Annotated in this window: 19 protein-coding genes; 8 read left to right on the top strand and 11 right to left on the bottom strand. The window is 73.2% G+C overall.

The window, feature by feature from the left end:
- Positions 1-48: 48 nt before the first annotated feature.
- Together C8D89_RS21940 and C8D89_RS21935 are read right to left on the bottom strand one after the other, a co-directional pair.
- Positions 49-1,242 carry a cytochrome P450 gene (locus C8D89_RS21940; protein WP_116710251.1) on the bottom strand — a complete coding sequence of 398 codons (1,194 nt, stop codon included), beginning with the start codon at positions 1,240-1,242 and terminating at the stop codon, positions 49-51.
- On the bottom strand, positions 1,239-1,922 hold the full coding sequence (locus tag C8D89_RS21935) for a TetR/AcrR family transcriptional regulator (RefSeq protein WP_133252014.1): 684 nt from the start codon (positions 1,920-1,922) through the stop codon (positions 1,239-1,241). Before C8D89_RS21935 ends, C8D89_RS21940 begins: the two co-directional genes overlap by 4 nt.
- Positions 1,923-2,049: 127 nt before the next feature.
- Here C8D89_RS21935 and C8D89_RS21930 point away from each other — a divergent pair, with 127 nt between their 5' ends.
- From C8D89_RS21930 to C8D89_RS21915, 4 genes are all read left to right on the top strand, one after another.
- Positions 2,050-3,066 carry a phosphotransferase family protein gene (locus tag C8D89_RS21930; RefSeq protein WP_116710309.1) on the top strand — a complete coding sequence of 339 codons (1,017 nt, stop codon included), beginning with the start codon at positions 2,050-2,052 and terminating at the stop codon, positions 3,064-3,066.
- Between the two features lie 191 nt (positions 3,067-3,257).
- A complete protein-coding gene (locus C8D89_RS21925) occupies positions 3,258-3,455 on the top strand; it encodes a hypothetical protein (RefSeq protein ID WP_116710249.1) in 198 nt (65 codons plus the stop codon).
- A 117-nt stretch (positions 3,456-3,572) separates the two neighbouring features.
- Positions 3,573-4,082, top strand: coding sequence for a hypothetical protein (locus C8D89_RS21920; RefSeq protein ID WP_133252013.1), 510 nt, complete (start codon positions 3,573-3,575; stop codon positions 4,080-4,082).
- Between the two features lie 22 nt (positions 4,083-4,104).
- Complete coding sequence (locus C8D89_RS21915) at positions 4,105-5,022, top strand: SCO6745 family protein (protein WP_116710247.1); 918 nt, start codon at positions 4,105-4,107, stop codon at positions 5,020-5,022.
- A gap of 60 nt (positions 5,023-5,082) precedes the next feature.
- Here the strand turns inward: C8D89_RS21915 and C8D89_RS21910 are convergent, their stop codons facing one another.
- From C8D89_RS21910 to boxC, 4 genes are all read right to left on the bottom strand, one after another.
- Complete coding sequence (locus tag C8D89_RS21910; protein WP_116710246.1) at positions 5,083-5,271, bottom strand: hypothetical protein; 189 nt, start codon at positions 5,269-5,271, stop codon at positions 5,083-5,085.
- Positions 5,271-6,932 carry a benzoate-CoA ligase family protein gene (locus C8D89_RS21905; protein ID WP_116710245.1) on the bottom strand — a complete coding sequence of 554 codons (1,662 nt, stop codon included), beginning with the start codon at positions 6,930-6,932 and terminating at the stop codon, positions 5,271-5,273. The genes C8D89_RS21910 and C8D89_RS21905 overlap by 1 nt, the downstream gene beginning before the upstream one ends.
- A 73-nt stretch (positions 6,933-7,005) precedes the next feature.
- Positions 7,006-8,433 carry a benzoyl-CoA 2,3-epoxidase subunit BoxB gene (boxB, locus tag C8D89_RS21900; protein ID WP_116710244.1) on the bottom strand — a complete coding sequence of 476 codons (1,428 nt, stop codon included), beginning with the start codon at positions 8,431-8,433 and terminating at the stop codon, positions 7,006-7,008.
- Positions 8,434-8,509: 76 nt separating this feature from the next.
- Positions 8,510-10,201: a 2,3-epoxybenzoyl-CoA dihydrolase gene (boxC, locus tag C8D89_RS21895; protein WP_243418304.1), complete on the bottom strand. Its 1,692-nt coding sequence runs from the start codon at positions 10,199-10,201 to the stop codon at positions 8,510-8,512.
- A gap of 140 nt (positions 10,202-10,341) precedes the next feature.
- Here boxC and C8D89_RS21890 point away from each other — a divergent pair, with 140 nt between their 5' ends.
- The gene (locus C8D89_RS21890; RefSeq protein ID WP_116710242.1) at positions 10,342-10,782 is read left to right on the top strand and encodes a GNAT family N-acetyltransferase; all 441 of its coding nucleotides are present in this window, start codon (positions 10,342-10,344) and stop codon (positions 10,780-10,782) included.
- Positions 10,783-11,039: 257 nt separating this feature from the next.
- On the opposite strand, the gene C8D89_RS21885 is transcribed toward C8D89_RS21890, so the two are convergent.
- The gene (locus tag C8D89_RS21885) at positions 11,040-12,011 is read right to left on the bottom strand and encodes an aldo/keto reductase (protein ID WP_116710241.1); all 972 of its coding nucleotides are present in this window, start codon (positions 12,009-12,011) and stop codon (positions 11,040-11,042) included.
- A 235-nt stretch (positions 12,012-12,246) separates the two neighbouring features.
- Between C8D89_RS21885 and C8D89_RS21880 the strand changes: the two genes are divergently transcribed.
- Both C8D89_RS21880 and C8D89_RS21875 read left to right on the top strand, forming a co-directional pair.
- Positions 12,247-13,050 carry a sigma 54 modulation/S30EA ribosomal C-terminal domain-containing protein gene (locus tag C8D89_RS21880; protein WP_165825859.1) on the top strand — a complete coding sequence of 268 codons (804 nt, stop codon included), beginning with the start codon at positions 12,247-12,249 and terminating at the stop codon, positions 13,048-13,050.
- A 10-nt stretch (positions 13,051-13,060) separates the two neighbouring features.
- Positions 13,061-13,450: a hypothetical protein gene (locus C8D89_RS21875; protein WP_116710240.1), complete on the top strand. Its 390-nt coding sequence runs from the start codon at positions 13,061-13,063 to the stop codon at positions 13,448-13,450.
- Between the two features lie 55 nt (positions 13,451-13,505).
- On the opposite strand, the gene C8D89_RS21870 is transcribed toward C8D89_RS21875, so the two are convergent.
- Positions 13,506-15,323: a flavin-containing monooxygenase gene (locus tag C8D89_RS21870; protein ID WP_116710239.1), complete on the bottom strand. Its 1,818-nt coding sequence runs from the start codon at positions 15,321-15,323 to the stop codon at positions 13,506-13,508.
- A gap of 127 nt (positions 15,324-15,450) precedes the next feature.
- Positions 15,451-16,305, bottom strand: coding sequence for a DMT family transporter (locus C8D89_RS21865; RefSeq protein WP_207787355.1), 855 nt, complete (start codon positions 16,303-16,305; stop codon positions 15,451-15,453).
- Between the two features lie 64 nt (positions 16,306-16,369).
- Here C8D89_RS21865 and C8D89_RS21860 point away from each other — a divergent pair, with 64 nt between their 5' ends.
- On the top strand, positions 16,370-17,653 hold the full coding sequence (locus C8D89_RS21860) for an acetyl-CoA hydrolase/transferase family protein (protein WP_243418295.1): 1,284 nt from the start codon (positions 16,370-16,372) through the stop codon (positions 17,651-17,653).
- A 54-nt stretch (positions 17,654-17,707) separates the two neighbouring features.
- Here C8D89_RS21860 and C8D89_RS21855 read toward each other — a convergent pair whose 3' ends face one another.
- Positions 17,708-18,475, bottom strand: a complete 768-nt coding sequence (locus C8D89_RS21855) for an SDR family NAD(P)-dependent oxidoreductase (RefSeq protein WP_116710305.1) — start codon at positions 18,473-18,475, stop codon at positions 17,708-17,710.
- Complete coding sequence (locus C8D89_RS21850) at positions 18,472-19,263, bottom strand: enoyl-CoA hydratase/isomerase family protein (RefSeq protein ID WP_243418294.1); 792 nt, start codon at positions 19,261-19,263, stop codon at positions 18,472-18,474. The genes C8D89_RS21855 and C8D89_RS21850 overlap by 4 nt, the downstream gene beginning before the upstream one ends.
- Between the last annotated feature and the right edge of the window lies 1 nt (position 19,264).

The following is a 19,264-nucleotide window of genomic DNA, read 5'->3' as shown; positions in this document are numbered from 1 at the left end:
TCGTGATGGGTAATCAGCACACGGTCACCCGGGGTGACGCTCACCCGATCAGGTCGTGACCACCGGGAGGTGGCGGGTGCCGAGCACACGACTCGTGTACGGCTGTTGCTCCCCCTCGCCCACGGACAGCGCAGCGTAGCGAGCGGTCATCTCCTCCAGCGCCACGCGCGCCTCGAGACGGGCCAACGGGGCGCCGAGGCAGAAGTGGATGCCGTGGCCGAACGCCAGCTGGGACCCGCCGCCGATCCCCGGGCGGGACGGGTCGAAGCGCTCCGGGTCCGGGTGGGCGTCGGGGTCGTGGTTGGCCGAGAGCAGCCACGGCATGACCATCGACCGCTCCGGCACCGTGATCCCGGAGATGTCGACGTCGCGGGTGGTGGCGCGCGCGGTCAGAGGGAACGGCGGGCGCAGTCGCAGCACCTCCTCGATCGTCGCCGGGATCGTCGAGGGGTCGGCACGCAGCGACGCCCAGGCGCCGGGGTTCCCGTCGATCACCCGGATCGCGTTGCCGAGCAGCAGCGTGGTGGTGATGTGCCCGGCGAACAGCAGCAGCATCGAGAAGTTGGCGGCCTCCTCGTCGTCCAGGCGCCGGCCGTCGACCTCGGTGGTGACGAGCGCCGACACCAGGTCGTCGGTCGGGTCCTCGCGGCGGGCACGGCACCAGTCCCCGAGGTAGGTGGTGACCTCGCCCATCGCGTCGCGCACGCGCGGATCGTTCACGGCCTCCTTCGGGTCGTCGACCTGCATCGAGAACAGGCCCTCGGCCCAGGCGCGGAACCGCGGGTGATCGGCGGCCGGCAGCCCGAGCATCTCGGCGATGACGGTCACCGGCAGCGGGAAGGCGAGCGTGTCGACGAGGTCGAACGCCTCGCCGGCCTCGTCGAGCATCCGCCTCGTGAGCTCGCGGATCCGTGGCTCGAGCCCGGCGACGCGCCGCGGGGTGAACGAGGCGCTCACCAGGTGTCGCAGCGCCCGGTGCTCCGGGGGGTCGAGGCGGGTGAGCATCCCCTTGGTCATCGTCTCGGAGCCCGGCATCACCGCCGAGAAGTCCGAGCTGAACGTGGCGTGGTCGCGCAGCACCAGCTGCACGTCGTCGTGCCGGGTGACGTGGTGCATGCCGTAGCGGTCGCGCCAGACCGGCGCCTGCGCACGCAGCGCGGCGAGCCACTCGAGCACGGCGGGCAGGTCGGCGATGTCGGGAGGGAGGTCGCGGTCGAGCAGTGTCGAGCGGTGGGTGGTCATGGCTCCTCCGGGAGGGCCGCGGCGAGGTGGTCGATGGTGTGCTCGTAGAGCGCGGCGAGCTCGTCCGCCGCCGCGACGAGGGCGGCCGGGTCGGGCTCGCCGGGCGGGGTGAACCCCGCCCGGACGACGGCGGCGAGGGCGTCGGCCCGGGCCGTCGCGTCCATCCCGGCGCCGGCCGGGACGAGGTGGTCGAGGAAGAAGCCGGTGCACGCGGCCGCGAACCGGTAGGCCAGGTCCGCGGTGGCGGCGGGGTCCTCGGCGAGGAGACCGTGGCGGTAGAGCAGGGCGAAGTGCGCCGCCGCGAATGCCGTCTTGTCGGTGACGACCTCGAGTCCCGCCTTCGTGTCCGTGGCGATCGCGCCGAGCATGTCGGCGTCACCGGTGTGCAGCGCCCGGGTCAGCGGGCGGCGCTGCACGGCCAGGAACGTCCGACGCATCGTCGCGTCGAGCGCGGCGTCGCGCGGGTCGGCGCGCAGCGCGTCGCGCAGGTCCCGCGTGATGCCGACGGAGTCCCGCAGCAGGACCCCGGCGAACAGGTCGAGCTTGCTCGCGAAGTGCAGGTACACGGTGCCCTTGCCCACGCCGGCGCGGCGGGCCACGTCGTCGACGGTCACCCGCCGGTACCCGTGCGCGAGCAGGAGCTCCCCCGCCGCGTCGAGCATCCGTTGCACCCGGCTCACGGGCACCTCCTCGCGCTGTCGTGACCAGATGATGAATCCGGTCAACGGTCACGGTAGACCTCGCTCGCGGTGTCCACCAGGGGCCCGCGGGGTGCACGGTGATCGATGGACCGGCATGCTCGCCGCCATGGCAGCCGAGGAGGTCCCGGACGCGGTCGTCCGCTGGTTCCGGTCGCACATCGACGAGATCGAGGGCTCGATCGAGTTCACGCGCATCGCGGGCGGGCGCTCGAACCTCACCTACCGCGTCACCGACGAGGCCGGGCACGCGTGGGCGCTGCGCCGCCCGCCGCTGGGCGGCGTGCTGGAGACCGCCCACGACATGCGCCGCGAGTGGCGCTTCCTCGCGGCGCTGAACCCCACCGAGGTGCCGGTCCCGACGCCGCGGGCGTTCTGCGACGACCACGACGTGTGGGGCGCCGACCTCTACGTCATGGACTTCGCGCCCGGGCGGGTGCTCAACGACACCGAGTCGGGCGCCGAGGTTCCCGAGGCCGCGCGCACGGTGGTGGGCACGTCCACGATCGACGTCCTGGCCGCGCTGCACCACGTCGAGCCCGCCGAGGTGGGCCTCGACGACCTCGCCCGGCCCGGCAACTTCGTCGCGCGCCAGCTCAAGCGCTGGCACCGGCAGGCGCACTCGTCGGCGATGGAGGACCTCTCGGCCCTCGACGCCGCCCACGACGCGCTCGCCGCGCGGGTCCCCGAGGGCGCGGTCGGCATCGTCCACGGCGACTTCCGGCCCGGGAACATCGCCTACGCGCCCGACGGGCAGGCGGTCGCGGTCTTCGACTGGGAGCTGGCGACGATCGGCGACCCGCTCTGCGACCTGGGGCACCTGCTCGTGTCCTGGACCGAGCCGGGCGACACGGTGCCCGAGGCGCTGCCCAGCCCGACGCCGGCGGGCGGCTACCCGACCCGTGCGGAGCTCGTCGCCCGCTACACCGCGGCGACCGGCACCGGGGACGTCGACGTGTCGTACTACCTGGCCTTCGCCCGCTGGCGCGCCGCGTGCATCCACGCCGGGGTGTGGACGCGCTACCGCGCGGGCGACATGGGCGCCGACGCCGACCCCGACGAGGTCACCGGCCCCGAGGCGATCATCCTCCAGGCCGAGACGGCGCTGGCGGAGCTGGGCGGCTGACCACGTGCGTGATCTTCTGCGCTATAGCTCAGAAGATCACGCACGTAGGGGTGGGCGCGCGTCACACGGTGGGCGCGGTCACGGAGCGGGGGCGGGACGGCACGTTCGGGGCACCACAATGGGGGTGGCCCCCGGGCGTCGGCGCGCGGGGACCGCTCCCCCGACGCCGCCGACGTGCCCGAGGTCCCACGATGATCACCGGTGAGTGCCACTACTGCGAGTCCGTGCGGGTGTGGAAGCTCCACCCCCTGCGCCACGAGGAGGGCTGCCCGACCGGTGGACGGCGCCCCCAGCGCCTGAGCCCGGACGAGAGCGCGCTCTTCGCCCACCCCGATCTCGTCGAGCTCGACCTCGAGATCAGCGCCTGGTACCCGCAGCTCGTGGCCTGACGCCCACCCCTCCCCCTGACCGCGGCGTTTCTCTCGGGGTCGTTCCCCGACGCGCCGACACCCCGCCCCTCCCTACCGTCGCGGTACGCGACACGGGCGGACGAGGGGGTGCGGGCGATGAGGGACGACGAGGCGCCGCACGTCGCACCCGCGGCCGTGCCTACCCCGCGGATGCCGCAGGACGCGGTCCCCGGTGTGCCCGGCACGTACCGGCAGTGGGTCACGGCCCTCGGCCAGGTGTCGGGGCTGCTGCTCGCCCTGCGCGACGCCGAGGCCCACGGCGCCGTCCTGCCCTGGCCGCTGGCCCGGGGCGCGGCGCTGCGGGCGTGGGCGGCCGCGACAAGGCCGGTGCTCGCCCGCGGCGCGAAGCCGGGCAGCCCCGAGGACCACCGCGTGGTCGAGGAGACGGCCCGCGTCCTGGGCACCCGGCTCTGCCGCCGACGGGCCCGCGGTGCCGGCGAGCTCCTCACCGCGGTGCTCGAGCGCGAGGCCAGGGGGCACGACCGGGAGCCGGAGTGGCTGGTCGCGCAGATCGCGCGCGTCCACGGCGTCCTGACCGCGACCGACCCCGTCTCGTCCTGGGTCGTGTGGCACGCCCTGGACGACGCGGACCCCGCCGGAACCTGACCGGAGCGACAAGGAGCTCAGCGTGGACTACCCGACGATGCGCGGCCTGTTCTTCGCGCCCCCCGACCGCCCGCGGCCCACCGATCCCCCCGCCGGCCGGGACCCGTCGCCCGCGCGCGCCCTGCGGGACGCCATCGAGCCGCTGGCCTGCCTGTCGATCTGGTCGCCCGAGGCCGCGGAGGGCTACGCCGCGCACGGCCTGGACGACTACTTCGCGGCCTACGTCTTCCAGCGCACCGCCCCGCTCGGGACGCCGCCGACCGCGGTCGCCGTCATGGCGCTCGGCGTCTTCGCCCCGGACCTCGTCGGGCCGCAGTACGAGGCGGGCGTCGCGGCGATCGCCCACGACGACCTCGTCCGCATCCGCCTCGACGCGCCCGGCGCGACCCTGCGCCGCCTGCTCGGCGACGTCGACGCGGAGGCCGCCGCGGCCGTCACCGCCCTGCGCCGGGGCATCGAGGCCGGGGACCGCACGGCCCGCCCGCTGTTCACCGGCCTCACCACCGAGCCGTGGCCCGCCGACACGCTCGCCGCGCTCGTCCACGCCTGCCACGTCCTGCGCGAGCACCGCGGCGACTCCCACCTCGCGGTGTGCGCCGTCGACGGCCTCGACCCGGTGCAGATGAACGTGCTCACCGAGCTCTGGTGCGGCTATCCCCTGGGTGCCTACACACCGTCGCGCGGATGGAGCCCGGAGCAGATCGACACCGCCGTGGCGGGCCTGCACCGGCGCGGGCTGGTCGACGGCGACGCCCTGAGCGCCGACGGTGTCCGCCACCGCGCGGAGCTCGAGGCGCGCACGGACGCCATGCAGCAGTCGGTGGTCGACGCGATCGGCGACGACCTGCCCGCGCTCACCAAGCAGCTCGGCGAGTGGTCCGACGCGCTCGTCGCGCTCGACGCCGCCCCGCCCGACCCGGCGAAGCGCTTGGCGGGCTGACGGGCGGGCTGACGGGCGGGCTGACGGGCGGGCTGACGGGCGGGCCGGCTCACGGGCTGATCAGCGCCCGTCCGGGGATCCCGGCTCCGGCTCCACGCCGTCGATGGGCTCCTCGTGGTCGGAGCCCTGCACCGCGCCGGGCACGTCGCCGCCGGGCTCGACCTCCGGCCGGTAGGGCGGCTCGCCCTGCGCCGGGGGTTGGTCGGCGGTGGCGAGCGGGTCGGTGTGCTCGCTGCGCTCCCCCGCCATCAGCGCACGGCCTCGAGCTCGACGTCCCCGCCCTGGGCCGGCGCCGGGGTGCCGCTCGCCGCCAGGCGCTCGGCGGCCAGTTCCCGCAGGCGGAACCGCTGCACCTTGCCCGTCGCGGTACGCGGCACGTCGTCGATGGCGAGGACGTGACGGGGACGCTTGAACGAGGCCAGGCCCTCGCGGCACCAGGCCACCAGCGCGGGCTCGTCCACCGTGTGCCCCTCGCGCGGCACGACGCAGGCCACCGGCAGGTCGAGGCCGTCGGCGTCCGGCACCGCAACCACCACCACCTCGCCGACCGACGGGTGCGCGACGAGCCGCTCCTCCACCTCGGCCGGCGTCACCCAGATGCCGCCGACCTTGAGCACGTCGTCGGTGCGGCCCAGGCACGTGTAGGTGCCGTCGGGGTTGCGGACGTAGGTGTCGCCGGTTCGCAGCCACTCGCCCTCGAAGACGAGCCGGTTGGTGGCGGTGCGGCACCAGTAGCCGGTGCAGATCGAGTCGCCGCGCACGTAGAGCGTGCCGGTCTCGCCGTCCGGCACGGGCCGGCCGTCACTGCCACGGATCTCCACGTCGTAGCCCGGTACGGGCACCCCGGACGTGCCCGGGGCGACCTCGCCCGGCCGGTTCGACAGGTAGATGTGCAGCGCCTCGGTGGAACCGATGCCGTCGAGCACCTCCACCCCGAACCGCTCGCGCATCCCGTTCACCATCCGCGCGGGCAGCGCCTCGCCCGCCGACACCCCGCGGCGGACCGTCGCGAACGCACCCGGGTCGATCTGCCCGGCCTCGCCGGCGGCGAGCAGCGGGCCGTAGGAGCTCGGCGTGCCGAAGAACATCGTCACGCCGTGGCGGGAGACGAGCTCGGCCAGCAGCGCCGGGCTCGGCCGGGACGGCTCGAGCACCGCGGCGGCGCCCACCGACAGCGGGAAGAACATCGAGTTCCCGATGCCGTAGGCGAAGAAGAGCTTGGCCACCGAGAGGCACAGGTCGTCGGGCCGGATGCCCAGCACCTGCCGGCCGTAGGTCTCGCACACCGTGCGGATGTCGGCGTGCCGGTGCATCGCGGCCTTGGGCTTGCCCGTCGTGCCCGACGTATAGAGCCACAGCGCCTGGGACTCGTCCCAGGTGTCGTACGCGGGCGGGGCGCCGCCGAGCGCCTCCCCCGCGGCGAGCATCTCGTCCCACGTCCGCACCCCGACGCCGGTGCCGAAGCCCGTCGGGTCGTCGCCGGTGACGACGACCTCGGCGACGTCCCCACCACGGGCCAGCGCCTCGGGCACCGCGACCCGTGCGGTGTCGGCGAACGTCGCGGAGCACAGCAGGAGCCGGGTGCGCGAGTCGGCGACGAGCACCGCGAGCTCCGGGCCGCGCAGCATCGTCGACACCGGCACGGCCACCGCGCCGAGGCGCATCGTCGCGAGGATGCCGGCGAACAGCTCCACCTCGTCGACCATGCACAGCACGACCCGCTGCTCGGGCTGCACGCCGAGCGCCGCCAGGCCCGCCGCGACCCGGCCGATCTCGGTGTCGAGCTCGGCGTAGGTCAGCGTGCGGGACGGCGCCCGCACGGCCACCCGGTCGCCGTCACCCGCGGCGAGGCGACGGCCGACCAGGTAGTCCGCCGCGTTGAACGACTCCGCAGTGCTCGACTCCGCCATGCGCTGCCCCTCGGTGGTGGTGGACGGACGGACACCCGATCGTGGACCGCGCCACGCCGGAGCGGAAGACGCCTCAGTTGAAGTGGACGTACTCGTAGTCCACGGGCTTGTCGTTGATCCCGTTGGTCGGCGGGGCGATCCAGCCGGCGATCTTCCCGGGCTCGAGCACCGGGTGCATGAGCCCGCGGACGTGGGTCTTGTCCACCTCGGTGGGCAGCCACCGCCCCTCGTTCGCCTTCCACTCCTCCGTCGAGACCATCCGGCCCTCCGGGGTGATGTGGTGGTCGGCGAACGCGCCGACGTGCCGGTTGAAGCCGACGTGCGGCAGCGTCAGGCGCCGGTCGATGCCGTGCTTCTCGAGGATCCGGTTCCAGCGCTTGAGACCGTTGGAGCAGTCGCCGATGTACTCGCTGCGCAGGTCCTGGTTCAGCGCGAGCAGCGCCGGCACCTCGCTGGTGGTGATCTGCCCGTCGCGCACGGCGTCCACGGCGCCGGCGTCGTCGGTGAGCACGTGGTCGTCCTTGCGCCGCTCCTCCTGCCAGCGGCCCTTCAGCCCGGCGGTGAAGTAGTTGGCGGCGTTGGTGGACGACTCGTTGCCGAACAGGTCCAGCGAGACCGTGTAGTGGAAGTTGATGTACTTCTGGATCGTGTCCAGCGGGATGCCGCCGGCCCCGGCGACGTCCTCGGAGTCGTGCTCGTTCATCAGCTGGGCGGTGCGGGTGACCACGCGGTCGATGCCGGTGGTGCCCACGAACATGTGGTGGGCCTCCTCCTTGAGCATGAACTCGCAGGTCCGCGACAGCGGGTCGAAGCCCGATTCCTTGAGCGTCCCGAGCTGGTACTTCCCGTCGCGGTCGGTGAAGTACGTGAACATGTAGAACGACAGCCAGTCGGGCGTCTCCTCGTTGAACGCCCCGAGGATGCGCGGGGAGTCGTCGGAGCCGGAGTTGCGCTGCAGGAGCTGGTCGGCCTCCTCGCGCCCGGCACGCCCGAAGTAGGCGTGCAGCAGGTAGACCATCGCCCAGAGGTGACGGCCCTCCTCGACGTTGACCTGGAACAGGTTGCGCATGTCGTAGAGCGACGGGGCCGTGGCGCCGAGGAAGCGCTGTTGCTCGACCGACGCGGGCTCGGTGTCGCCCTGGATGACGATCAGGCGCTGCAGGTCGGCGCGGTACTCGCCGGGCACCTCCTGCCACACCGGCTCGCCCTTGTGCTCGCCGAACGCGATCTTGCGGTCCGGGTCGTGCTCGGAGAGGAAGACGCCCCACCGGTACTCGTTCATGGGCACGTGGTCGAAGTGCGCCCAGCCCTCGCGGCCGACGTCGACCGCCGTGCGCAGGTAGACGTCCTTGGTGTCGACGGCGGGGCCCATGTCGCCCCACCAGTCGAGGAAGTTGGGCTGCCAGCGCTCGAGAGCGCGCTGGAGCTTGCGGTCGGACGCGAGGTCGACGTTGTTCGGGATCTTCGCGTCGAAGTCGATCTTCGGGCGTGCGCTGGTCATCGGGACTCCTTTGCGCTTCGCGCTTGTGCGCGCTTGTCCGTGCCCCGGCACGGACACGCGCTCACAAGACCGCAGGTCAAACACGCTTCCGGTCGAAGTCGGCCTTGCGTCCGGTGCCGTAGCGGCGCAGCGCACCCTCGTCGCCCGAGGCGTTGGGCCGATTGAAGATCCAGTTCTGCCACGCCGTGAGGCGCCCGAAGATCCGTGTCTCCATGGTCTCCGGGCCGACGAATCGGTGGTTCGCCTCCATGCCGGTCAGGGCGTCGGGGGACAGCGAGGCCCGCTCCTCGAGCAGGATGCGGATCTCGTCCTCCCAGTCGATGTCGTCCGGGGCGTCGGTGACCAGGCCGGCCTCCTCGGCGTCGGCGCCGGTCATGCGCTCACCGGTGCGCCCGGCCAGCTCCTCGACCGTCTCGTCGTCGCCGTAGAAGCGCGACTGCAGCCGGGTGAGCCCGTTGCCCATCGGGAAGGCGCCGAAGTTGGACTCGGTGAGCACGATCTGCGCCGGGTCCTGCTCCTCGGCTGAACCATCCTGGTCCTCGAACGTGCCCTCGAGCATGTACTGCCGGTCGCAGGCCAGGGCGAGCTCGAGCAGGGCGCCGGCGAAGCAGCTGCCCGGCTCGATCAGCGCGATGAGGCTGCGGCTGGTGACGTCGAGGCGCTTGAGCGTCCGCTTGAAGTAGTGGCGGATCTCGTTGACCAGCCAGTCGCTGCCCGAGTGCTCGGCGATGACCCGCTCGAAGGCCAAAGCGCCCTCGATCGAGCCCTGGGTCTTGATCAACCAGGTACCGATCTCGAGCTCGTTGGTGCGCAGCCGCAGGATCAGGTCGTCGAGCTCGCGCGTCATCGCCAGCGGCCAGAAGTCGGCACCGAGGGCGTGGATGCGCTCGAGCGACTCGGGGACGGTGCCGGCCTCGGGCCCGAGCACGGTGATCGTGGCGGTGCGGGCGTCGCGGTCGATCGCGCAGCGGACGTTCGGGTAGGTGATCGCGTCCTCGGTGACCTCGCGCTGCAGGGGCGGCAGGGTGATGCCCTGCGCAACCAGCCCGCCGGACGGTGTCGGGCGGTGCGACGCCGCCGCGGCCTCGGCGGCCCGGGCCCGGACCGTGGAGTCCCACTGCTTGCGCGACACGGTCTCGTCGACGAGCTTCCACTCGACGGCCTTCGGTCCCTGGAAGCCCTCGGACTTGGTGGCGAAGATGTCGGCGCGGTCCTTGCGGACGTGACGCTTGTCGGTGACGCGCGTGAGCCCGCCGGTGCCGGGCAGCACGCCCAGCAGCGGCACCTCGGGCAGCGCGACGGCGCTCGAGCGGTCGTTGACCAGCAGGATCGTCTCGCAGGCCAGGGCCATCTCGTAGCCGCCGCCGGCCGCGGTGCCGTTGAGCGCGGCCACCCAGGTCTGCCCCGAGTGCGCGGTCATGTCCTCGATGCCGTTGCGCGTCTCGTTGGTGAACTTGCAGAAGTTCACCTTCCACGGGTGGCTCGACTGCGCGAGCATGCGGATGTTGGCCCCCGCGCAGAAGTTCGAGTCCTTGCCGCTGGTGAGCACCACGCTGCGCACCTCGGGGTGCTCGAAGCGCAGGCGCTGGGTGATGTCGTAGAGCTCGATGTCGACGCCCAGGTCGTACGAGTTGAGCTTGAGCTCGTAGCCCGGCACCAGCCCGCCGTCCTCGGCGACGTCGAGGTAGACCCAGGCCGTCTCCCCCTCGATCTCCAGCCGCCAGTGGCGGTAACGCGAGGGGTCGGTGTCGAAGTCGACCTGCGGCACGGGCTCCGACCCGGGGGCTCGTGACGTGGCCGGCGCGTCCTCGAGAACGGTCACGGTGGTGGTCCTCCCTTGTCGTGCGGACCACAGTCTACGAGAATCAGACGCCGGTGCATAGACCTGTAGAACTTTCGGAGGCCCCGATGACGTGGCACTGGATCGCCGAGCACGAGCCCCGCTGGGACCAGGACAAGGCCGCCGCGCTGGGCGACCTGCCCCCGACGCTGTTCGGGCTCGGCCACCCCGAGGTCGGCCGGCCGCTCGGCGACACGTGGTGGCGCGTGGAGGACGACGACGGCCGGGCCGTGGGCTACGGCCGGCTCGACGACACGTGGGGCGACGCGGAGATCCTCATCATCGCTGCACCCGCGGTGCGCGGGACCGGCGTCGGCCGCTTCGTGCTCGAGCACCTCGAGCGTGAGGCCGCGGCCCGCCAGCTCAACTACGTCTACAACGTCGTCCCGACGCGGCACCCGGACGGCGACGGCGTGCGCACCTGGCTCGCGGCGCACGGGTTCGCGGCCACCGAGGTCGGCGAGCTGCGCAAGCGCGTCGCGTCCGGGGCCACGCCGCGTCGCGGCTGATCCGGTGGTCGCCCGGTCGTCCGCCCTCCGCACCGGTGTCCGCCTCCGCCACGTGACGAGGAGGAGGCGGAGTGCGGACGGTCGCGCGTGGTCGCCTGGTGCCGGTGCTCGTCCTGGCCTTCGTTGCGCCCTCGACGACCCGTGCGTGCGGGCCGTCGCCGCCGACGCCGACCCGGTGAGGTCCGGGGCCGGAGCGAACGCGCCGTTCGCGGCTTCTATGCGCACGAACGGCGCGTTCGTTGCGTCGCCGACGCGGGTCAGCGGTGCCCGGCGATCCCGCGCGGCTCGTAGCGCTCCTCGAGCGCGGCGATCTCGTCGTCGTCGAGGCGCAGGTCGACGGCGGCGATCGCGTCGGCGAGGTGGTGGGCCTTCGTCGCGCCGACGATCGGGGCGTCGACGACCGGGTTGTTCAGCACCCACGCCAGCGCCACCTGGGCCCGGGAGACGCCGCGCTTCTCGGCGACCTCGGCGACGCGCTCGACGATGTGCCGGTCGGTGTCGCGGTAGAGCGTCCTGCCGAACTCGTCGGTCTCCCCGCGCGTCGTGGACTCGTCCCAGTCGCGGGTCAGCTTGCCGCGCGCGAGCGGGCTCCAGGGGATCGCGCCGATGCCCTCGTCGGCGCACAGCGGCAGCATCTCGCGCTCCTCCTCGCGGTAGAGGAGGTTGTAGTGGTCCTGCATCGTGACGAAGCGGGTCCAGCCGTTCGCGTCCTGGCGGTGCAGCGCCTTCGCGAACTGCCACGCGTACATCGACGAGGCGCCGATGTAGCGGACCTTGCCCGCCTTGACCACGTCGTGCAGCGCCTCGAGCGTCTCCTCGATCGGCGTCTCGTCGTCCCAGCGGTGGATCTGGTAGAGGTCCACGTAGTCCATGCCGAGCCGCCGCAGCGACGCGTCGATACCGGTCATGATCGCCTTACGGGACAGGCCGGCGCCGTTGGGCCCGGGACGCATCCGGTTGAAGACCTTGGTGGCGACGACGACCTCGTCCCGGTCGGCCATCTGGTTCAGCCAGCGCCCGGTGATCTCCTCCGACGTGCCGGCCGAGTAGACGTCGGCGGTGTCGAAGAAGTTGATCCCGGCGTCGAGGGCCTGGCGGAAGAACGGCTCAGCCTCGTCGGCGTCGAGCGACCACGGCCACCCGCCCGCGTCCGGCACCCCGTAGCTCATGCAACCCAGGCAGATCCGCGAGACGTCCAGCCCGGTCATGCCGAGCTTCGTGTACTCCATGCCGGCAGCGTGCCCCGCCGGCCGCCGCTCGATGCACCTCCCCGAGCAGCGAGGGTCACCTCGGCTGCGTGGCACGCGGCGAAGGTGACCCTCGCTCCCCCGCGACGGCGCTCGCGTGCCCGAGGGTCGTCCGGGACCTGCGTCCCGGGTCGGGCGGGCCCCATGCCCGGTGCGCGGCTCCCGCGGGACCGGCGACGGTCACGGCGTGAACAGACGCAGCCGAGGGGGTCACGCCGTGGGCACCTTGTCCTCGCCCGACGAGGTCACGATCCAGATCAGCACCGACGGGCGCATCGCCGAGGACGCCCCGCAGCACGCCCGAGAGGTCATCGGCCGCCTGCTGCACCTCGGCGGCAGGCCCGTGACCTCGGCGCGGGTGCGGCTCACCCGCCACGGCGATCCGGCCGTGCGCCGCCCGGTGATCGCGCAGGGCAACCTCGAGGTCGGCGGCCGCCGGGTCCGGGCGCAGGCCGACGGGCCCACCGCCGCCGAAGCGATCGACCGACTGTCCGATCGCCTGCGCCGGCGCCTCGAACGCGTCGCGGAGGGATGGGAGGCGCGACGGGGTCGACGGCCGTCCGAGGAGCCCCACGAGTGGCGTCACGACTCACCGCCACGCCGACCGGAGGCCTGGTTCCCGCGCCCGGAGGAGGAGCGGGAGATCGTGCGCCGCAAGTCGTTCACGCCGCACGTCTGCTCGGTCGACGACGCGGCGCGGGACATGGGCCTGCTCGACCTCGACTTCCACCTGTTCACCGAGCAGGGCAGCGGGCGGGACACGGTGATCTACCGGTCGGGGGACACCGGTTTCCGGCTCGCCCAGACGACGCCGCCCGCCCCCCACGACCTCGCGCCGTTCGAGCTGCCCGTCACCGTCAGCTCGCAGCCGGCCCCCGAGCTGACTCCCGCCGCGGCCGTGGAGCGGATGAACCTGCTGGGCCTGCCGTTCCTCTTCTTCCTCGACCTCGAGCGGGGGCGGGGCGCGGTCATCTACCGCCGGTTCGACGGGCACTACGGCCTGATCGCCCCGGCCGGGTGAGGACATCCCGATGAGTTCGACGACCCCCACGCCGCCCACACCGCCCCAGCGCCGGGCGCACGCGCACCGGCTCCTCGACCCGAGCAGCGACCATCCCGGCCGGGTCAGGCTCCGCGTGCAGTGCGCACGCAGCCACCACGTCGCCGAGGTCCACGACGTCGACGGGACCCTCGTCTACCTGTCGTGGCCCGGGCCGCGCGGGCACGGCCGGCGTGACCGCGTCGACACCGCCCACAAGGGCGACGCCGCCCGGGCGTGGGCCGACGTCCTCGAGACGGGACCGGACGCGCTCGACGACGACGAGCTCCCGGCCCGTTGCGAGTGCGGGCCCCGGACCCTGTCCCGCCGCGCGCTCCTGGCCGCGGTCCGCGACCACCAGCGTCGGCTGCGCGTGTCGTGACGGGCGGGGGCGCGGGGGCGCCCCCGCCCGGTGACAGGGACCCGGACCGGGTGGGTCACGCCGTGTGGTGCACCTCCTGCCGCCCGTGGACCGGGGTCGGGATGCCGACCGACCGGGCCTTGAGCTGCAGGGCGAGGTAGAGCGAGTAGAAGCGCGACTGGTGCAGGTTGCCGCCGTGGAACCACAGCGCCTCCTGCTGGGTGGGCTTCCACATGTTGCGCTCCTCGCCCTCCCAGGGACCCGGGTCCTTGGTGGTGCCCGAGCCCAGGCCCCAGACCTTGCCGACCCTGTCGGCCATCTCCTGGCCGATGATGTCGGCGGCCCGCTGGTTCATCGAGCCGTAGCCGGTGGCGAAGACGACGAGGTCGGCCTCGAGGCGGGTGCCGTCGTCGAGCACGACGGCGTCCTCGGTGAACTCGGTGATCTGACCCTTCGCGAGCTTCACCTTGCCCTCGGCCACGAGGTCCGCCGCGCCCACGTCGATGTAGTAGCCCGAGCCGCGGCGCAGGTACTTCATGAACAGCCCGGTGTCGTCGTCGCCGAAGTCCAGGTCGAAGCCGGCCTCCTCCAGGCGGCGGTAGAAGTCGGCGTCGACCTCGCGGGCCTTGTCGTACGCCGGCTTGAGGAAGCCGCCCATGATCCGGTACGGCAACGAGGCGAAGACCATGTCGGCGGTGTAGGTGTCGATGCCCGAGGCCACGGCGCGCTCGGAGTACAGATCCCCGAGGGCGTACTCCATCAGCGAGTCCGACTTGATGATGTGCGTCGAGCTGCGCTGCACCATCGTCACGTCGGCGCCGACCTCCCACAGCGCGCCGCAGATGTCGAACGCCGAGTTGTTCGACCCGATGACGACGCACTTCTTGCCCTTGTACGCGTCCGGGCCCGGGTGCTGCGACGAGTGCTGCACCTCGCCGCGGAACTTCTCCCGCCCCGGGACCTCGGGGACGTTCGGCTTGCCCGAGACGCCGAGGGCGAACACGAGCTGCTGGGGCCGGAGCGTGACCTCCTCGCCGTCGCGGTCGACGACCACGGACCACTCGCCCGAGGACTCGTCGTACGTCGCGCTCTTGGCCGTCGTGGAGCCCCAGTAGTTCAGCTCCATGATCTTCGTGTACATCTCGAGCCAGTCGCCGATCTTGTCCTTCGGCGCGAAGACCGGCCAGTTGTCCGGGAACTTCAGGTAGGGCAGGTGGTCGTACCAGACCGGGTCGTGCAGGGCGAGGCTCTTGTAGCGCTTGCGCCAGGAGTCGCCCGGCCGCTCGTTGGTCTCGACGATGATCGTCTCGATCCCGAGCTGGCGCAGCCGCGCGCCGAGCGCGATGCCGCCCTGCCCGCCGCCGATGATGACGACCTCGGGCTGGCGGGTGTAGCCCAGCTCGGCCGCCTCGGCCTCGCGCTGCTCGCGCCAGGTGACGCGGTCGGGGTTGGCGCCGTGCTCGGTGCCGAACGGCCGGCGCTCGCCGCGCGGCTCCTCGTGCCCCTTCAGCTCGTCGAGCGTGGTGAGCAGGATCCAGCCCTTGCCCTGGGCGTCGAGCCGCAGGTGGCCGGTGCCGCGTCCGATCGCGGTCTCGAACTTCAGCCAGGCCTCGGTGACCCCGTCGGCCTCGGTCGGCTCACCACTGACCTCGAAGGTCACCGGCGCCATCTGCCGCGCGGCCTCCGAGCGCACCACGTCGGCGACCCCGGACGGGCCCTCGACGGTGATCAGGTTCCAGGTGAACGACACGAGGTCACGCCAGTAGGACTCGTCGGCGAAGAGCGCCGCGGCACGGTCGGCGTCGCCGTCCGAGAGCGCGGCGGCGAACTCGGCGAGCCAGGAGTCCACCCGCGTGCCGGCATCGGTGCGGGCACCCTCGACGGTCTGGGTCACTGCTACCTCCACGCGGGCGACCTCGGCCGACCGGGGCGTCCGCCCGCTCTCCGCCCGCGGTCGTGTGGCTCCCCACAGTGAAGCCGATCACGCGCGCCGACGCAGGGGTTGCACGCAGGTTGCAGTGTCACGGGCCCCGCCCGCCGTGCGCGACCAGGGCGACCCCGGCGAGCAGCACCATCAGACCCGCCAGGGTCGTGGGGGCCAGCCGCTCCCCCAGCCACAGCGCAGCGATCACCGCGGCGCCCGGCACCTCCAGCAGCGACACGACGGCCACCACCGGCGCGCCGACGGTGCGCAGCGCCCGGTTGAGCAGCGTGTGCCCGAGGAACTGCCCGCACACCGTGATCCCGACCAGCGCCAGCCACCCGCGCGCCGGCCACCCGACCAGCGGCTGCCCGGCCACGAGCACCACCACCAGCAGCGTCAGCGCCGCCGTCGCGTAGCAGAGCAGCGTGTAGGTCACGGTGGGCAGACGGGCGCGGGCGGCGGCGCCGACCAGCAGGTAGCCGGCCATCGCCACGCCGCCGAGCAGGGCGAGTGCGTCCCCGAGCAGCGCGCGCGGCGAGCCGGCGAGATCGACCCCGGCCACGAGCACCACCCCGGTCAGCGCCAGCGCCCCGCCCGCCCACACCACCCCCGGCACCCGGCCCCCGACGAGCCGCGTCAGCACCGCGGTCCACAGCGGCGTCGTGCAGACCAGGGCCGTCGAGGTCGCCACCGACGTCAGCAGCAGGCTCGGGATCCAGGTCCCGAAATGGACCGCGAGCAGCACCCCGGCGAGGGCGCACGTGCGCACGTCCCGGCCCGTGACGCGGCCGGACCGGACCGCCAGCGGCGCCAGCACCGCCGACGCCATCGCCGTGCGCCAGAACGCGATCGACAGCGCGGGCACGGCCGCCGCCGCGGCGAGCGGCGCCGAGAACGAGATGCCGACCACCGCGACGAGCAGCAGCCCCGCCTCGCCGAGCAGCCCGGACACCGGTCGCACGCTAGTGCCGTCACACCGACGTGATCACCATGGCCCGCAGGGGCACCCAGCCCCCGTGACGCCCGCACCCCTCGACCAGGCCCACGCCACGCAGCGGCTGCTCGAGCTCGTGCCCCCGGGCGCCGACGTCGTGGTCCCGATCGGGCAGGGCGAGCCGCAGACCCTGCTCGACGTGCTCGAGGAGAACGCCGACCGCCTCGACGGCGTGCGCGTCCACCGGATGGACCCGTTCGTCGAGCGCCCCTACATCCGCGGCGAGTTCGGCGACCGCCTGCGCCACGTCGACTACTACCTCGGTCCGGGCTCGCGCCAGGCCTACTGGAACGGCACCTGCGACCTCGTGCCCAACCACTTCTCCGAGATGCCGCTGCTGCTGCGACAGGCCACCCAGCGCTCGGTGGTGCTGGCCGCCGCGGCCGGCCCCGACGCCGACGGGTACTTCAGCCTCGGCACCAACGCCGACTACGTCGCCTCGATGATCGGCGAGGTCCCGTTCCTGCTCGAGGTGACCTCCGCGATGCCCTTCACCCGCGGGGCGAACCTCGTGCACGCCGACCAGGTCGCCGGCTGGATCGCCACCGACCGCGCCCTGACCCCCGTCCGCCACCGCATTCCGTCGCCCGCCGACCACACCATCGCTGCGCTCGTCGCCGACCTCGTGCCCGACGGCGCGTGCCTCCAGATCGGCGTCGGCGGCACCCCGGACGCGGTCACCGCCGCCCTGACCGGCCACCGCGACCTCGGCATCCACACCGAGTGCCTCGCCGCCGGACTCGCCCGGCTCGTCGACGCGGGCGTCGTCACCGGGGCACGCAAGCAACAGATGCCGGGCACCCACGTCACGACGTTCTCCATCGGCGACGAGGCGATGCACCGCTGGCTCGACGGCCGCGACGACGTCGCGTTCATGCCCGTCGAGTGGACCAACGACCCGCGCACCGTCGCTCATGAGCCGAACTTCGTCTCGATCAACGCCACCACCGAGGTCGACCTGCTGGGCCAGGCGGCGAGCGAGACGATCGGCGGGCGCTACTGGTCGTCCTCGGGCGGGCAGGCCGACTTCGCGCGCGGCGCCATGTACTCCCCCGGCGGCCGCGCGTTCCTCGTCACCCACGCCGCGACCAGCACGGGCTTCAGCCGCATCCGCGCGCAGCTGACGCCGGGCAGCGTGGTGACGACCCTGAAGAACACCGTCGACCATGTCGTCACCGAGTACGGCGTCGCCTCGCTGCGCGGGCGCTCGATCGCCGCCCGGGCCCGCGAGCTCGTCGCGATCGCCCATCCCGAGCACCGCGACGCGCTGCGCCACGAGGCGAAGGAGCTGGCGATCCTCCGCTGACGCCTACGTGCGTGATCTTCTCAGCTATAGCTGAGAAGATCACGCACGTAGGCGTCAGAAGATCGAGTAGGCGCCGTCGACGACGATCTCGTCGCCGGTGTGGAAGCCGCCGATACCGCCGGCCAGGTACACCGCGAGGCGGGCGAAGTCGTCCGGTGCCCCCCACCGTCGCTGGGGCATGCGCGGCATCACCGCGCCCTCGAAGCGCTCGTCGTGCAGCCCGCGCTCGGTCATCGGCGTCTCGGTCCAGCCGACGACCAGCGAGTGGGCGTTGATGCCGTAGCGCGCGAGCTCGACCGCGCAGCCCTTGATGATCGCGGTGAGTCCCGCCTTGCTCGCCGCGTAGGCCTGGTTGCGCGGCGCGCCGTGAACGGTGGAGACGCTCGAGGTCCCGACGAGCACGCCCCCGTCGCCCCGGGAGACCATGTGCCGGGCGGCCGCGCGCAGGGTCAGGAACGCGCCGTCGAGGTCGATCCGCGTGACCCGGCGCCACTCCTCGAGCGTGGTGTCGACGAACCGCGCGCCCGACCCGCTGACCCCGGCGTTCGCGAAGCAGGAGTCGACGCGTCCGAAGTGCTCGAGCGTCGCCGCGAAGCTCTCCTCCACCGCGTCCTCGTCGCCGATGTCGCAGCGCAGGGCCCGCACCCGGGTGCCGTGCCGCGCGAGCTCCTCCGCCGCTGCGGCGTTGCGCTCGGCGTTGGTCCCCCAGACACAGACGTCCGCGCCGCACCGCGCGAGCCCGTGCGCCATCCCCAGCCCGATCCCCGAGTTGCCGCCGGTCACGAGCGCGACGTGCCCGGTGAGATCGAAGAGGTCGGTCACCGGACCGCCCACTGCCCTGTGAAGGTGGCCTCGCGCTTCTCGCTGAAGGCCGCGAACGCCTCGGGCGCGTCGGCGGTGGCGAAGTTGACGGACTGGGCGCGGGCCTCGCTGGCCAGCGCCTCGCGCAGCGGCCGGTCGGCGTTCTCGTGGAGCAGCGCCTTGGACTGGGCGACCGCCACGGGCGCCATCGACGCCAGCCGCGCGCCGAGGTCGTCGACGAACGTGTCGAGCTCCTCGGGCGCCACCACCCACGTCACCAGCCCGAGCCGGTGCGCCTCCTCGGCGTCGATCATCTCGGCGAGCAGCGCGAGCCGCTTGGCCTGCTGCATCCCGACCAGCCGCGGCAGGAGCCACGAGCCCCCGAAGTCCAGCGACAGCCCGCGCTTGGCGAAGATCTGCGAGAACCGGGCGGAGGGCGTCGCGACGACGAGGTCGCAGCCCAGCGCCAGGTTCCAGCCCGCGCCCACCGCGACGCCGTCGACCCGCGCGACCGAGGGCTTCGGCAGCTCGTGCAGCAGCATCGCGATCTCGTTGACGCCGCGCATGCGCTCCAGCGGGTGACCCTCACGGGGTGCGGAGAGGTCGGCGCCGGCGCAGAACGCCCCGCCCGCCCCGGTGACCACCACCGCGCGCACCTCCGCGTCGTCGCGGGCGCGGACCAGCTGCTCGCGCAGCGCGTCCCACAACGCGAGGTCGAGGGCGTTGCGGCGGTGCGGGCGGTTGAGCGTCAGGGTCAGGACCCCACCCTCGAGCCGGGTGAGCAGGACCTCGTCCTCGCGATCGGCCACG

The organism is Actinomycetospora cinnamomea, assembly GCF_003096675.1.
In the GTDB taxonomy this organism is placed as follows: Bacteria; Actinomycetota; Actinomycetes; order Mycobacteriales; family Pseudonocardiaceae; genus Actinomycetospora; species Actinomycetospora cinnamomea.
Note: the sequence above shows the minus strand (reverse complement) of the source record. Positions and strands in the feature narration are given on the sequence as shown.

What these genes read in the sequence shown, in the direction of transcription:
- C8D89_RS21940 (WP_116710251.1), bottom strand. Translation starts at nt 1,242, where the DNA reads ATGACCACCCACCGCTCGACACTGCTCGACCGCGACCTCCCTCCCGAC.
- C8D89_RS21930 (WP_116710309.1), top strand. Translation starts at nt 2,050, where the DNA reads ATGGCAGCCGAGGAGGTCCCGGACGCGGTCGTCCGCTGGTTCCGGTCG.
- C8D89_RS21925 (WP_116710249.1), top strand. Translation starts at nt 3,258, where the DNA reads ATGATCACCGGTGAGTGCCACTACTGCGAGTCCGTGCGGGTGTGGAAG.
- C8D89_RS21920 (WP_133252013.1), top strand. Translation starts at nt 3,573, where the DNA reads ATGAGGGACGACGAGGCGCCGCACGTCGCACCCGCGGCCGTGCCTACC.
- C8D89_RS21910 (WP_116710246.1), bottom strand. Translation starts at nt 5,271, where the DNA reads ATGGCGGGGGAGCGCAGCGAGCACACCGACCCGCTCGCCACCGCCGAC.
- C8D89_RS21905 (WP_116710245.1), bottom strand. Translation starts at nt 6,932, where the DNA reads ATGGCGGAGTCGAGCACTGCGGAGTCGTTCAACGCGGCGGACTACCTG.
- boxB (WP_116710244.1), bottom strand. Translation starts at nt 8,433, where the DNA reads ATGACCAGCGCACGCCCGAAGATCGACTTCGACGCGAAGATCCCGAAC.
- C8D89_RS21890 (WP_116710242.1), top strand. Translation starts at nt 10,342, where the DNA reads ATGACGTGGCACTGGATCGCCGAGCACGAGCCCCGCTGGGACCAGGAC.
- C8D89_RS21885 (WP_116710241.1), bottom strand. Translation starts at nt 12,011, where the DNA reads ATGGAGTACACGAAGCTCGGCATGACCGGGCTGGACGTCTCGCGGATC.
- C8D89_RS21875 (WP_116710240.1), top strand. Translation starts at nt 13,061, where the DNA reads ATGAGTTCGACGACCCCCACGCCGCCCACACCGCCCCAGCGCCGGGCG.